Annotated in this window: 10 protein-coding genes and 1 pseudogene; 6 read left to right on the top strand and 5 right to left on the bottom strand. The window is 37.3% G+C overall.

Features of this window, described 5'->3' with window-relative positions:
* Nucleotides 1–383: 383 nt before the first annotated feature.
* The 3 genes from PVV60_RS05290 to PVV60_RS05300 all read left to right on the top strand — a co-directional run bounded on the left by PVV60_RS05290 (nt 384) and on the right by PVV60_RS05300 (nt 3,638).
* Complete coding sequence (locus PVV60_RS05290) at nt 384–776, top strand: Fur family transcriptional regulator (protein WP_273723672.1); 393 nt, start codon at nt 384–386, stop codon at nt 774–776.
* A gap of 173 nt (nt 777–949) precedes the next feature.
* A complete protein-coding gene (locus PVV60_RS05295; protein ID WP_273723673.1) occupies nt 950–2,032 on the top strand; it encodes an HlyD family secretion protein in 1,083 nt (360 codons plus the stop codon).
* A gap of 34 nt (nt 2,033–2,066) precedes the next feature.
* Nucleotides 2,067–3,638 carry a DHA2 family efflux MFS transporter permease subunit gene (locus PVV60_RS05300; RefSeq protein ID WP_273723674.1) on the top strand — a complete coding sequence of 524 codons (1,572 nt, stop codon included), beginning with the start codon at nt 2,067–2,069 and terminating at the stop codon, nt 3,636–3,638.
* 1,161 nt (nt 3,639–4,799) lie between these two features.
* Here PVV60_RS05300 and PVV60_RS05305 read toward each other — a convergent pair.
* Nucleotides 4,800–5,384, bottom strand: a complete 585-nt coding sequence (locus tag PVV60_RS05305; protein ID WP_273723675.1) for a GNAT family N-acetyltransferase — start codon at nt 5,382–5,384, stop codon at nt 4,800–4,802.
* 75 nt (nt 5,385–5,459) lie between these two features.
* Nucleotides 5,460–6,593 carry a type III PLP-dependent enzyme gene (locus tag PVV60_RS05310; RefSeq protein WP_273723676.1) on the bottom strand — a complete coding sequence of 378 codons (1,134 nt, stop codon included), beginning with the start codon at nt 6,591–6,593 and terminating at the stop codon, nt 5,460–5,462.
* Between the two features lie 35 nt (nt 6,594–6,628).
* Here PVV60_RS05310 and PVV60_RS05315 point away from each other — a divergent pair, with 35 nt between their 5' ends.
* On the top strand, nt 6,629–6,787 hold the full coding sequence (locus PVV60_RS05315) for a hypothetical protein (RefSeq protein ID WP_273723677.1): 159 nt from the start codon (nt 6,629–6,631) through the stop codon (nt 6,785–6,787).
* 1,524 nt (nt 6,788–8,311) lie between these two features.
* Here the strand turns inward: PVV60_RS05315 and PVV60_RS05320 are convergent.
* The gene (locus PVV60_RS05320; RefSeq protein WP_273723678.1) at nt 8,312–9,229 is read right to left on the bottom strand and encodes a rhodanese-related sulfurtransferase; all 918 of its coding nucleotides are present in this window, start codon (nt 9,227–9,229) and stop codon (nt 8,312–8,314) included.
* Between the two features lie 115 nt (nt 9,230–9,344).
* On the opposite strand from PVV60_RS05320, the gene eda reads away from it, so the two are divergent.
* Nucleotides 9,345–9,998, top strand: coding sequence for a bifunctional 4-hydroxy-2-oxoglutarate aldolase/2-dehydro-3-deoxy-phosphogluconate aldolase (eda, locus tag PVV60_RS05325; RefSeq protein WP_273723679.1), 654 nt, complete (start codon nt 9,345–9,347; stop codon nt 9,996–9,998).
* A gap of 60 nt (nt 9,999–10,058) precedes the next feature.
* On the opposite strand, the pseudogene PVV60_RS05330 reads toward eda, so the two are convergent.
* Together PVV60_RS05330 and PVV60_RS05335 are read right to left on the bottom strand one after the other, a co-directional pair.
* Nucleotides 10,059–10,409: pseudogene (locus tag PVV60_RS05330) on the bottom strand (ferredoxin--NADP reductase); the annotation flags it as partial.
* 34 nt (nt 10,410–10,443) lie between these two features.
* Complete coding sequence (locus tag PVV60_RS05335; protein ID WP_273723680.1) at nt 10,444–11,271, bottom strand: ferredoxin--NADP reductase; 828 nt, start codon at nt 11,269–11,271, stop codon at nt 10,444–10,446.
* Nucleotides 11,272–12,264: 993 nt separating this feature from the next.
* Between PVV60_RS05335 and alr the strand changes: the two genes are divergently transcribed.
* The gene (alr, locus tag PVV60_RS05340; protein WP_273723681.1) at nt 12,265–13,380 is read left to right on the top strand and encodes an alanine racemase; all 1,116 of its coding nucleotides are present in this window, start codon (nt 12,265–12,267) and stop codon (nt 13,378–13,380) included.
* The last annotated feature ends 636 nt before the right edge of the window (nt 13,381–14,016 follow it).

The raw sequence follows: 14,016 nt of genomic DNA on the forward strand, positions 1-14,016 counted from the left end.
TAAAACAAGAGCAAAACCAACCATCGCAAGCAGAAACCGCTCTCGTTACTCCCCGTATATAGTACTCTTTCAACCAAAGAGTCAATATCATTTTTTACTTTTTTTAAAAATAAAATAACATAAACAATACTAATAAAATATTGTAACAAAAATTTCTATTTCAAGACGTTACTGTCGAAATAAGAAGCCTATAAAAATTCCTTGCTGGATAGCCGCGGCTTTCAGATTATAATACCCCTGCCCTTACAACGATTGCAACTTTTCTTACATATCGCAATGATGTCATGTAAAAAGCTAAAGATAGAGTACATATTCTATAATCACCATTGCATAAACATCTTACACGTTTTATGCTTTTCCATGAGAGCAAAAGGAAGATGTCAATGTCATCTAAACTGACGCGCAACCAAACATTGGTTTTAAACACTTTAAAAAATGCAAAAGGGCCTTTAAGTGCTTATGCGATTCTCAATCACTTACGCGAAGAAGGTTTTCGTGCACCTCTCCAAGTTTATCGTGCGTTAGAAAAACTCGTACAGTTAAAGTGTATTCATCGTCTTGAAAGTGTAAATGCCTTTATGGTCTGTTTACACCCTGAAAACTGTCAACATGAACTTACAACGTTTATAATTTGCGAAAACTGTGGCACAGTGAACGAAATACAAAATCAGACGATTATATCGAGTTTAAAACAGATGGTTCAAGCTGTTGACTTCCAAGCCCACAAAAGCACCCTAGAAGTACGGGGTCTTTGCAAAAAATGCGCAATAAAATAATACCTCTAACTTGAAAATAAGATCTCTAACTTGCAAGTTGATATATTTAGCATTATGTTTCGAAATTATCTTATTGTTTGAAAAGCTCTTATCGTCCTTGCATGTATATCACCCGATCTTACTGATCTGGTCTATTATACTCATTGGAATATAAATATTGAAAGTATAAAATCATGTCCATAGCTGAGGCAATTTTTTCAACCAAAAATTTCAATAAAACGCAACAAAAGAAAGTAATCAAGGCTCTTCTTATTGTCTTTGCACTTTTTGTGCTTTGGTTTAGCTATAAGTATATAACGCAATGGCGTTACATACTCTCCACTGAAGATGCCTACGTGCAAGGAGATATAGCCGCCATTGCGACTAAATTAAATGGATATATTGAAAAAATTGCCATTAAAGCCAACCAAGTTGTAAAAAAGGACGATGTTTTATTTTACCTAGACAATGGTGATTATCAAATAGCCTTGAATCAAACAGAAGCGCATCTTAACACACAGAAAAAAACACTTCTACGCATTGATGCCCAAATCACAGCCGCTCATAGTGCTTTAGATGATGCAAAAGCGCAAAAAGCAGCCGCTTCAGCCATAGCAACCAATGCACAACTCACCTTAAAACGTGTAACAGAACTGAAAGCCAATCGTTATGCTCCTCAATCTGAGGTTGATGATGCCAAATCAGCTTATGAACAAGCTATCGCGAATATTAACAGAGCAGATGCACAAATCGCTGCAGCACGTGCAAATATCCGAGTGCTAGAAGCGCAACGAAGTGAAATAGAAAGCCAAACAAAGAGTTTAGAACTCACGCGTGAAAAAGCACAACGTGATCTTGATTCGACCATTATACGAGCGCCATTTGATGGAATTATAGGGAATTTAACAGCAAAAATGGGGGATTTTGTTGTAAATGGCCAACATCTTGCAGCGTTAGTTCCCATACATGCACTTTATATTGAAGCAAACTATAAAGAAACACAATTACAAGACATTCATGCCGGACAAAAAGCTTATATTTCTGTTGATGCCTTCAAAAATGAGGTTTTTACAGGAACAGTGCTTTCTATTTCGCCCGCAACAGGTGCTGTTTTTTCTCTTTTGCCTCCACAAAATGCTACTGGTAACTTTACAAAAATTGTCCAACGCATTCCCGTACGTATTTCTATTCCAGAGGAAGTCTTAAAAACCGGACATATCCGAGCAGGAATGAGTGTTTCAGTGAAAGTTGATACACGTACAAAGCCACAAGATTAAAGTCTCTTATAACAAAAAAGTAGAAGATCTTACGATGACATCTTCCATACCAGAGCCCATACAATCTCAAGAACGCATAGGAATGCACAAAATTGTGGTTTTTATTGCTATGTCCTTTGGCATGTTTATGGCAATCTTGGATATCCAAATCGTTTCTTCTTCTTTAGCTGAAATTCAAGCGGGGCTTACAGCAAGCTCTGAAGAAATTTCATGGGTTCAAACTTCCTATCTCATCGCTGAAGTCATCATGTTGCCGCTTTCTGGATTTTTAGGACGATTGCTTTCAACACGTGTTTTCTTTACCTTATCAGCGATCGGTTTTACGATTACTTCTATTCTTTGTGCAACAGCAACATCTATTGGAGAGATGATTATCTACCGTGCATTGCAAGGTTTTATTGGTGGTGGCATTATCCCTAGTGTTTTTGTTGCCTCCTATGTCCTTTTTCCTCCTTCCAAACGTCCCATTGTTACCCCTATCGTCGGACTAGTCGCAACATTAGCCCCCACCATTGGTCCAACCGTAGGAGGCTATATTTGTCATCTCTCATCATGGCATTGGCTCTTTCTCATCAATGTACCCTGCGGTATTATTATCTCAATTCTCGCTTGGAAATTAATTGATTTTGATAAAGCTGATCCCTCTTTAATGAAGAAATTTGATTGGTTAGGCCTCTTTTCTATGGCTACTTTCTTGGGAACTTTGGAGTATGTTCTAGAAGAAGGAGCACGTCATGATTGGCTGAGTGATAGGCTGGTTCGGAATTTGTTTATTATCATGATTCTTGCTGCAATCTTATTCTTCTGGCGTGCTTTTACAGCAAAAGAACCCATTGTAGATCTCTCTACTTTTTCTAATTTTAATTTTTCAGCTGCATCCATTTTTTCCTTTGCACTGGGAATAGGTCTTTATGGACTCACATACCTTTATCCTGTCTATTTAAGCCAAATCCGCCATTATGATGCCCTCATGATTGGAGAAACATTGTTTCTTTCAGGATTCGTCATGTTATTAACGGCTCCGCTTGCTGGATTCCTTTCAGCACGAATGGATGCGCGTTTAATGATGGCAATAGGACTTTTTGGTTTTGCAATAGGCACTTGGATGGCGAGCTCTATTACAGATGACTGGGATTTTTGGCAACTCTTTTGGCCACAAGTTTTCCGTGGTGCTTCTGTAATGTTATGTATGGTTCCTGTTAATAATATTGCCTTGGGAACACTCCCGCCAGAACGAATGCAAAATGCTTCTGGACTCTTTAATCTCACCCGGAATCTAGGGGGAGCTGTAGGGCTTGCCATTATCAGCACTCTCATGACAAAACGTACAGACTTCCATTACGAACGAATAGCTGAAACGATTAACCACGCAAACAGACAAGCAACTGAAATACTTTCAAAGTTTACTTTACTTTTCAAAACAGAAACCTTTGATTCGCATACTCTGGCTCTTTCTCAATTGTTTGGTATGGTACGCATACAAGCAACGATTATAGCTTTTAGTGATATTTTCTTTATCATAACCATCATCTTTGGTGTTTTGGCATTTATGACTATGTTTCTAAAAAAAATACCACCTCTCATGGATTCACCACCAAGCCACTAAGCTTAATTAAATTTGAGAAATAGTTTTTATCCTTATCACTTTCCTCGCTTCCTACGCACTTTATCTCTTCTCAAGAGACAGTATAAATCGACATGTGATTCTAAATGATTCTTCTGATGAAAATTCTTTTCAATGCGAGCTCTTTACACATTTAAAAATAACTTAAAAATAACTTCTCGCATACAAAAATTATTTTAGATGATAATAAACAAAGAGCTTATCTAAAGTGCTCCACACCATAAAGATAAAGCAGCTATTTCTATAAGATTTTTAATTTATCACCATAGGGCAAAAAACATTAAAAAATATTTGCGCCTGTCATTAAATCTCTCATCTCTCTCCCCCCTTTTTTACGCTACTATCCTCATAAAAACTATTCTGTAAGATTCTTTGCCCTTCACTCTTTTGATTCTTACAAGAATATTCATAAAAGATTGATGATTCTTGTGATTTTTATTCACGCATCTATTTCCCTTATCATGTGTAAGATAACGTTTTTTTGATTCTGAATGATTACATGAGAAAATAATTTTGTATTTGATACTCTCATGCCAATTGCAAAACGATTCAGCCTTATAGCAAAAAAGTAATGATATATTTTTTAAAAAAGCTACTTTTAAACATGTCATTTTATTTTTTTACACTCTTTTAAAAAAGCTGATACTTACAATTTTGATTCTACTGCTGCATATTTTTCTTTCTTCCCCCCCTTCTCTTTCAACAAGCGCTAAAATTGTATACAATTTTTCAAAATGCCTCTCTATTGCATCAATCAAAACCATTGCCTTGCACATAAAAGCAAAGAGATAAAGACTGTTTAAGAAAAAAGTAAAATATCCAACCGTTTCGATGCTAGATCTACCAACGATATTGAAAACTGTATGATGATACCGGCTTTAAAAGAATACAAGACCACTCAAAATCCGGTTCCTTTAATATTTATAAATAGCACGCTATTCCAAAAAAATGAGCTTTAAATATATTCCTACTCACTTAACTGAAGTTATCAAAAATAAGAAATCAGCCACATAAAGAAAAAGTCATATAGTAAAATCGCAATACAACTCTCAAAAAACTTTGTACCGCTAAATACTTTGGCACTCGCCAAAACAGTATGCTCTCCTCAATGCCAGCTGTTGAAAAACAAAATAAACACTATCCTCAAGCCACTTTATGATGCTGAAAACCATTTGAAACTTCTCGTTCTCCACTAGGAACTAAAGTGCCATAACACCCAGAAAGATAATGTGGTATCAGTTCCAACGCTTGAAAGCGATGCTTTTCATAAGGACCAGGCATTGCCAAATTTTCTGTTAAACTATTTGAAAAGCCAAAACGTTGATAAAATTCAAAATCCCCTACCAGCAAAATGGCGCCATATCCTAATTTTTTTGCTGTTTCAATTGCATGGCGGACTAAGATTGATCCTATTCCCATACCAGCACATTCAGATGCAACAGCCAAAGGGCCCAAAAGTAAAGCATGTTGTGTTTTATTTTTTCCTTTAGAAAAAGAAACATGCCAAAGACGGACACTTCCCACAAGCTCTCCAAGCGCATTTTTAACCACAAAAGAAAGTCCTTGAGCAGCTAACCGACCACGACGTAAAGCCTCTGATGATTTACGTTTACGTCCATACCCCATCGTTGAATCAAGCAAAATTTCTCGATAAGGCTTATCGGCTTCTTGCTCCAATAAAAGTGAAAAACATGCCCCATCTTTTGTTTGAAAATTCATCATGTTCATCTCAATGACCGCCCTCTTATAGCGCCATGACGAGCATAGCAAAAAGTCTAAAAAACCTATAGTTAAAAGGAAACCTCAGATCACATATGATCGTAAAGGCTCAAAACCATTAAAAGCAACCGATGCGTAAGTTGTTGTGTAAGCACCAGTTCCATGAATCAATATTTCATCTCCTATCGTTAGGGATAGAGGAAGCGGATAAGGTGTTTTTTCATAGAGAACATCTGCCGAATCGCATGTTGGTCCAGCCAAAATACAAGGCTCCATAACCTTATCATCATGAGGTGTCTCAATAGGATAACGAATGGCTTCATCCATAGTCTCAGCAAGACCATTAAATTTTCCAATATCAAGATAAACCCATCGTACATTATCATTATCAGCTTTTTTGGATATCAGAACCACTTCTGTACGAATAACACCAGCATTGCCAACCATCGCACGCCCAGGCTCAATAATCGTCTCAGGAATACGATTACCAAAATGCTTTTTCAATGAATCAAAAACTGCTGTACCATAAGCTTGTTCTGTAGGGACATCTTTCAAATAACGCGTTGGAAAACCGCCCCCCATATTCACCAACCTCAGCGAAATACTTTCTTGTTCCAAACGCTTAAAAACTGTAGCAGCATCCGATAAAGCACGATCCCACGCACTCAGATCAACCTGCTGAGACCCAACATGAAAAGAAACACCATAGGCTTGCAAACCCAATTGGTGTGCGCGTCTTAGAACATCAACCGCCATAGCAGGGACACAACCGAATTTGCGTGACAACGGCCACTCTGCACCTTTGCCATCGGTCAGAACACGGCAAAAAACACGTGCTCCTGGAGCAACACGCGCAATTTTTTCCACTTCTTCAACACAATCAACGGCATAAAGTGAAACACCCAATGCATATGCTCGTGCAATATCACGCTCTTTTTTAATCGTATTCCCAAAAGAAATACGCTCTGACGTTGCTCCTGCTTTTAAAGCCATTTCAATTTCTGCAACAGAAGCCGCATCAAAAGAAGATCCTAAAGAACTCAGCAAACGCAAGATTTCAGGAGCTGGATTGGCCTTTATTGCGTAAAAAATACGCGACTGCGGCAGAGCTTTTTCAAAATTTAAATAGTTGTCACGAACAACATCAAGGTCAACAATTAAGCATGGACCTTCAGAACGATGTGTTGCAAGAAAATCGCGAATACGTTGCGTTGCCATCTGCAATTCTCCTTGAGGGAAAGCTCCCCCACTCTATGCTTGGACAGCCAAAGCTGCCAAAAGCTAAAGGACAAAAACACACAACAACTATCCCCATTCTGATTACAAAAAACCAGAAATTAGCATTGCATGCAGCGAAAGAACAGCGCGAAGCCGCGTTATTCTATTTTATCTGCCTTTTTGATTGGAGTTGAGAAAACCACTTCCGCACTGAAGGCAATGAGGTGTGCCTCTATAGTTATCCCAGTATTTAAAACTGGAAGACACCAGAAAGGCCCGCACCGTCGTTGCTTCAAGATGTCCTCATTCTTGCAATTGGCTGCAAGAATGACTGGAGCGGTTAGTTCCAGGTACCGTACCGGTTAATCTCACCATTTGAGAACCAGCGGACACCCACAGGCACGTGCGACTTTGGGCAATGCATCCTATAAAACGAATTCTTGCTCATTTCAATCATTTTTTTAATTTTAAACATTTTTTAATTCTTAAAGATAAAATGATGCGAAAAAACAACACTCTCCTCTACCAGACAAAGCTATCCCTCCGCTTTCATGAGATGACACCCCTTACATCATCCGTGCAACATAAATCACTGTCTTGCTTTTAAAGCACCTCATTTCTTTGCCCTATTCTATCTCCTAATATCCACAGCAGAAAATAACGCAAAATAAATTACTCAACACATTAATTTATAATGATAATTTATTATTGTGCCCTTAAACAAAAATCTCACCATAAAATCCTCTTATTTCACCTCCTCTTACCATGAATCAATGAAAATCATTCTTTTGCACATCACAAATAAAAAACAATTGAAAAAAGGGATACCTCTTATACATCCTCTCAAATGCAAAGATGACTAACATTGAAAACTGGCGATAGTAACGACTGAAGCACCATCATCTTTAAAGGTAACGATGTCCTTCCCCAACAAATACCGTTATCCTTCTCATTTTCAGCCTAAGAAAAAACATCCTCGCTTCCACATCCATTTCACAGCATCGCTTAAGTAAAATATCATGAAGAATTTCCCGTATTAATATAACCCGTATAATGCCGCTTGCATGATATAGATCAACGACATCTCACCCTCGTTATACTTATGAAAGTAAAAACCAGTATCCCCATTCTATCTGCCAACTCCCAATATTGAAAAAACTCCTATATTGAAATGTTTCATAACACCTTATCTAAAATGATTTTTGTCCACACGTTGCTCCCATTTGCAACGTACAAGTGAATGAGTTTTACGCGATTTGTTCTCATCTAATCTGGAAGCAATAAAGTCCACAATATTTAACTTTTTTATTCAAATCAAAATAAATTATCATTATAAATTAATGTATTATATTAAATTCTGAAATCACAAAATCCTACTATCATTTTGTTTTTCTCACCTAGCATCTGCGTTTTCATCGCCTCTTATTAATCATATCTTATTCATACGCATTTCTCTTAAGCTATAAATCTCCCTTCCCTGCGCTGTTGGTAAACGGCTTTTCTATTTTAAAATGAAAAGTATTTGAAAACTCAATCCTATAAAGTCAAGGAGAGCGAACGATCTATAATGATCATTTATAAATCAAATAATTTAACATAAACAAAAAGACCGAATAATATCCGGTCTTATAAAATATTTTTTACCAATATCAAAAAACGCTTTTCTTTTAAATTTAAGAGAAAAAGGTCACAATTCAAAGCCCTACACTACGATATTCTTATGTCCCTTGATGAGCATCAATTGCACGCAACTTCAACAATTGAAACTGCCTATGGCGCTCACGAAAGCGCTCTCTATCAGCTTCACTACGCGTGTTATAACAAGCATCACAGGAAACACCTTCCTCATAATGAGGCGATAATTTGCTTTCAGCATTAAGAGGAGAGCGACACGCGCGACATAATTCGCGTCCACATTCTTCAAGACCATGTTGAACAGAAACACGCTCATCAAAAACAAAACACTCACCCCACCATAAACTTTCCTCTTTTGGAATTTTTTCTAAATATTTTAGAATACCTCCTTTTAGATGGTATACTTGCTCATAACCAAGCTCACGAACATAAGCTGTTGATTTTTCACACCGAATACCGCCTGTGCAAAACATAGCAATCTTCTTTTTCTTCTTTAAATCAGCTTCGTGTTGACGCACCCATTCAGGAAATTCGCGAAATGTTTTAATCTGCGGATCAATGGCTCCTTGAAAACTTCCAATCGCATATTCATAATCATTACGTGTATCGATCAAAATTGTCTCTTCATCTTGAATAAGAGCATTCCAATCTTCAGGATCCACATAAGTACCAACAACTTTTAGCGGATCAACCCCTTCAACCCCCATTGTCACAATCTCTTTTTTCAACCGCACTTTCATGCGATGAAAAGGCATTTTTGATGCCCATGAATATTTAATCTCCGGCGTTTGAAACGCTGGCTCAGCCGTAATAAAGTCCACCAATGCCTCAATCGCAGCACAAGAACCAGCAACTGTTCCATTAATGCCCTCTTGTGCTAAAAGCAGAGTGCCTTTGATATCCTTTGCTTGACATAAATCCTGCAAAGGTTTTTGTAATTGATGATAATGCTTCAAATCTGCAAAGCAATAAAGTGCAGCAACTTTAAAATTCTTTTCCATGTGTTTTGCCATAACGTGCGTTTCATTCAATTTCAAGATTTATTCATGTACTCTTTAACATATTGTGCTTAATCAAACGATATAAATAATATCATCTTCAAGAAGAAAAAATATCATGTGCCAAAAAAGAGAAAAGCTTTTATTATATCTCCAAGGACAAACTGTTATACCTGTTTTGCTCATTAACAATCTACAAAGTGCTGTACCCTTAACACGCGCTCTTGTCAAAGGCGGATTAAAAACAATTGAGATCACCTTGCGAACACCAAATGCCCTCAAAGCAATTCAGAAAATTACACAAGAGGTCCCTGAAGCAATTGTTGGAGCCGGAACAATTCTCAACACAACACATTACGAAAAAGCCGAACAAGCTGGAGCCAAGTTTATTGTAAGCCCCGGATTATCCAATGAATTAATCAATTGTGCAAAAAATAGTGAAATTCCCCTTCTTCCCGCTGCAATGACCCCAAGTGAGCTCATGCAAGCATTAAACAAAGGCTATTCATATCTTAAATTTTTCCCAGCTGAAGCCGCTGGAGGTATTTCCTTCATCGAAGCTTTAGCATCTCCCTTCTCTGATATCCGGTTTTGCCCAACAGGCGGTATTACACAAAAAAGTGCAACACAATGGCTCCAACTGCCTAACGTCTTCTGCGTTGGTGGTTCTTGGATAGCGCCCCAACAACTCATTGCAATAAGTGATTGGGATTCGATTACTGCATTAGCATATACTGCATCACAACTTCCCTCTCCTCTTTCTACAATATAATGTAAAGTGCAAGAACATCACCCCTTCAACAAAATAAAAGCTTTCACACATCCTTGCTCAATCTTTTAACATTGTCATAAAACTACAAATCATCACCCGATCTTCAGCGAGATGAAATTGGGGGAGTGCTATTGTTTCAAAGCCGCTTGTTTCAAAAAAGCACCCGCTCTCCATAACAGTTGTAATACGCCCCATAGGCTCAGAAGCTTCACGAGTAGTCATAAAATAAAATTTCAACTGTTGTACATATGCCCCAATGAGAGGATCTTGTTGCAAAGAGGAAACAAGATCTTTTGCATAAACTAACTCACTCTTTTCGCGCGTTATTTAAATAAGCACAACTTCTGAAAATTTTTCCTAAGTTTCAGGATCACGAATAAGGCTTGCAAAAGGAGCAACCCCCGTACCACTTTGAAAGAAGATAAAGCATCAACTTTCCCACTCATTACTCCACAAAAGCGCGCTCTACAACATAAGTAGCAGGAGCATTATTGGCCCCTTCAACAAGACCAAAACTTTCACACATCCTCGCACAATCTTTTAACATTGCCATGGAACCACAAATCATCACCCGATCTTCATCAGGATGAATTTTAGGAAGGCCTGTTGTTTCAAAAAAGGACCCGCTCTCCATAACAGTCGTAATACGCCCCATATGCTCAGAAGGTTCACGAGTAGTCATAGGATAAAATCTCAACTGTTGTACATATGCACCAATGAGAGGATCTTGCTGCAAAGAGGAAACAAGATCTTTTGCATAAACTAACTCATTCTTTTCGCGTGTTGTTTGAATAAGGACAACTTCTGAAAATTTTTCATAAGTTTCAGGATCACGAATAAGACTTGCAAAAGGAGCAACCCCCGTCCCAGTTGAAAGAAGATAAAGACGTTTTCCAGGAATAAGAGCATCAAGAACCAGTGTTCCTGTAGATTTTTTACGCATGAGAACTGTATCACCAATTTTAATTCTTTGGAGATGCTCAGTTAAAGGCCCCCCTGGAACTTTTATCGAAAAAAATTCAAGCTGTTCATCCCAAAAAGGACTTGCAATCGAATACGCGCGATAAACCGGCTTTTCTGCATTTGGCAAACCGATCATAACAAACTCACCCGAACGAAAACGAAAACTGTCCGGACGATTCAAACGGAATTTAAATAACCGATCTGTATAGTGACAAACCTCTTGGACAGTAAGAGCAAACACATTCTCAGGAATCGGAAAATTTGCAACGCTGCTGATGTTTGATGGAACATTGGTAGCAGACGTATTCATACTCTTCCCCATATCTTTATTGAACGCTAAATTTCGAATCCTTGATGTGATATAGTACTTGCATAACCATCTGCCAACAATTTTCTTAAAACAAAAACCTCAAGATTAACACTTTATTAAACGAATGAGGAAAATACGAATACAAATAACATTCAAAGAAAAACAAAAACATTGAGTATTAAACAATCATGGGATTCTTTTCCCCTCTAACACATAATGCATATTTCCATTGTAACGCTATAACACTTTCTCACTTAACAAAACTTATGACCCAAAACCTTCAAATAAGAGAAATAAAATTTTTGTTGATTGAACGATAACCAGACGAATCTTCAACAAGATTTTCGGCATGACATCTATTGTTTTCCTTACAGACCTTTTTACACTGCTCTTTCCATAGATATCCATAAATAAATGAGTCTAACGCGCTCTATAAGCGATAAAATTGATTTCACTAAAAACCAATCAAACGATATCCAAATCAACAGGTTTAATGTATCATAAAGTGCTTACACACTGTTTTCCATTTAACAAAATAACTTTAAGTGTATGAGACGACATCCAAAATTGCACAGATGAATGACCTTCCCCCTCATGGTAAAAAACTTGTAATGCATTGATTTAGCGTGGGTAATTTAATCATTTCACCTTCTCTGAAATAAGCAGCCAAGTCAACATTTAATCAAATTTAATCAAAACAATCGCCCCTGCAACAACAGCCTAATCTTGCAGTCTTCAAAATGATACAATACAATAAACTATGTTTTACAAATTATTAGAAGATACCGTGTTGATAACAACACAAATAAAACTAAAATATCTCTTATATTCGAGTGCCATTTTACATAAAAAAACGACTTTAATGGTGCATAATTCAGTATAAACGCCTTATGATTTTGACTATAGTAAATAGTGCCTTTCCCTTTATCATCAAAGAACCTCAATGAAATCACCAAAAACTCCGTATTTCACGAACACAGATAAGCTTTTAAAATGAAAAAATCCGTTAATAATGAAATCAATACATCACTCTATGCCGCTGTTGCAACCATCGATGTCAGTGCCATTGTTGCCAATTATATCACTTTAGCCAAACGTGTAGCTCCAACACAATGTTCAGCAGTTGTAAAGGCAAACGCCTATGGATTAGGAGCTCACAAAATTGCTCCTGCCCTTTATCAAGCTGGTTGTCGCACTTTTTTTGTCGCCCAAATCATAGAAGCACTCCAATTAAAAAGCATTTTACCATCAAATGTCACGATTGCTCTTCTGAATGGACTTCCACACTTAGCGGAAGAGTTTGTCGCACAATCTGGTATTGTTCCTGTTCTAAACTCTTGGAATGCCATTGAAAATTGGCAAAAAATTTGTCAAAAAAAAAATAAAAAATTTCCAGCAATTGTTCAAATCGATACCCATATGAACCGATTAGGACTAGATCAAAAAGAATTACAAAAACTCATCAAACACCCTACAATTTTCGAAAAAGCAGAAATAAAATATATTCTCAGTCACCTCGCGAATGGAGAAGACAAAACACATTCATCCAATTATACACAATTGGCTACTTTAAAGACCATCCTTGCGCAATTGCCTGCTTGCAAAGTTTCCTTTGCTAATTCTGGAGGTATCTTTCTAGTCCCAGATTTTTATTTTGATCTTGTTCGTCCAGGCATTGCACTTTACGGAGTTGATCCGCGAGGAAAACACCCATCACCTTTGAAACCTGTTTTAAAACTTGAAGCCCGAGTCATTCAAAACCGCGTTGTTGATGCAGGAAAACCTGTTGGTTATGGAGAAAGCTTTATAACCAACAGACCAAGCACTCTTGCAACCATTTCTGTAGGCTATGCAGACGGCTGGCTCCGTACTCTTTCGAATAAAGGAACAGTTTATTTCAAAGGGCACAAACTTCCCATGGTTGGGCGGGTTTCTATGGATTCCATTATTGTAGATACGACCGATCTTGATCAAAAACCTCAAACAGGTGACTGGGTAGAACTCATTGGCCCCCATCAAACACTTGAAAAAGTATCTACAGATGCCGGTACCCTTCCCAATGAAATTCTAACAGCTCTTGGCTCCCGCTATAAATACATTTACACATAAAAACTCTTTAAAGAAATAAATTGATAAAAATCATCATTTTAGAAAATTGAGGGGCTTTTACGAAAGATTTTACAACAATCAATCACATAGAATGGTCATAGACATCGCACATTCACAGAAATCTCAAAATAGACAAGTGGATGGACTGTTTTATGGAATTAGCTTTCACTCAAAATACAAAAACTTAGCCTTTCCCCATAAATTGATAAAAAAGAATCTATTGCAAAGTTTTTAAAATTAATTGCCCAATGAAACCAAAATATTAATTCTCTATATATCAAAAAAACATCCAGTCTCGTAAGTTTCTCTTATTTTCAGCTTTGTTCATAGTGAAACAATCAAAATCATTCGCTTGCAAATCACAAACGAAATCGATGTATGTGTGTAAACACACTTGAAGGAAGGAAAATCTGACTTATGAGATATTTTAACTATCAAGCGCTGTTAACACAATATTGAAAACTGGCAAAGTGAATGATGGTGCCCCTTTTACTTTAAAAGTGTAAAGATGATGGAGCACAATAGATTTTATATTATGAGGCTTTACCATTATACCACTCACAAACACCGCCATGAAATAGGCTTGGGTTCCTTAAGGGATGTTTCTATAAGACAGTGCTATCCAGTTTTCTCGTG

The sequence above is a fragment of the Bartonella sp. AU18XJBT genome, from assembly GCF_028618595.1.
Classification (GTDB): Bacteria; Pseudomonadota; Alphaproteobacteria; order Rhizobiales; family Rhizobiaceae; genus Bartonella.

Coding starts and splice junctions, on each gene's coding strand:
- PVV60_RS05290 (WP_273723672.1), top strand. CDS start 384: ATGTCATCTAAACTGACGCGCAACCAAACATTGGTTTTAAACACTTTA.
- PVV60_RS05295 (WP_273723673.1), top strand. CDS start 950: ATGTCCATAGCTGAGGCAATTTTTTCAACCAAAAATTTCAATAAAACG.
- PVV60_RS05300 (WP_273723674.1), top strand. CDS start 2,067: ATGACATCTTCCATACCAGAGCCCATACAATCTCAAGAACGCATAGGA.
- PVV60_RS05305 (WP_273723675.1), bottom strand. CDS start 5,384: ATGAACATGATGAATTTTCAAACAAAAGATGGGGCATGTTTTTCACTT.
- PVV60_RS05310 (WP_273723676.1), bottom strand. CDS start 6,593: ATGGCAACGCAACGTATTCGCGATTTTCTTGCAACACATCGTTCTGAA.
- PVV60_RS05315 (WP_273723677.1), top strand. CDS start 6,629: ATGCTTGGACAGCCAAAGCTGCCAAAAGCTAAAGGACAAAAACACACA.
- PVV60_RS05320 (WP_273723678.1), bottom strand. CDS start 9,229: ATGGAAAAGAATTTTAAAGTTGCTGCACTTTATTGCTTTGCAGATTTG.
- eda (WP_273723679.1), top strand. CDS start 9,345: ATGTGCCAAAAAAGAGAAAAGCTTTTATTATATCTCCAAGGACAAACT.
- PVV60_RS05335 (WP_273723680.1), bottom strand. CDS start 11,271: ATGAATACGTCTGCTACCAATGTTCCATCAAACATCAGCAGCGTTGCA.
- alr (WP_273723681.1), top strand. CDS start 12,265: ATGAAAAAATCCGTTAATAATGAAATCAATACATCACTCTATGCCGCT.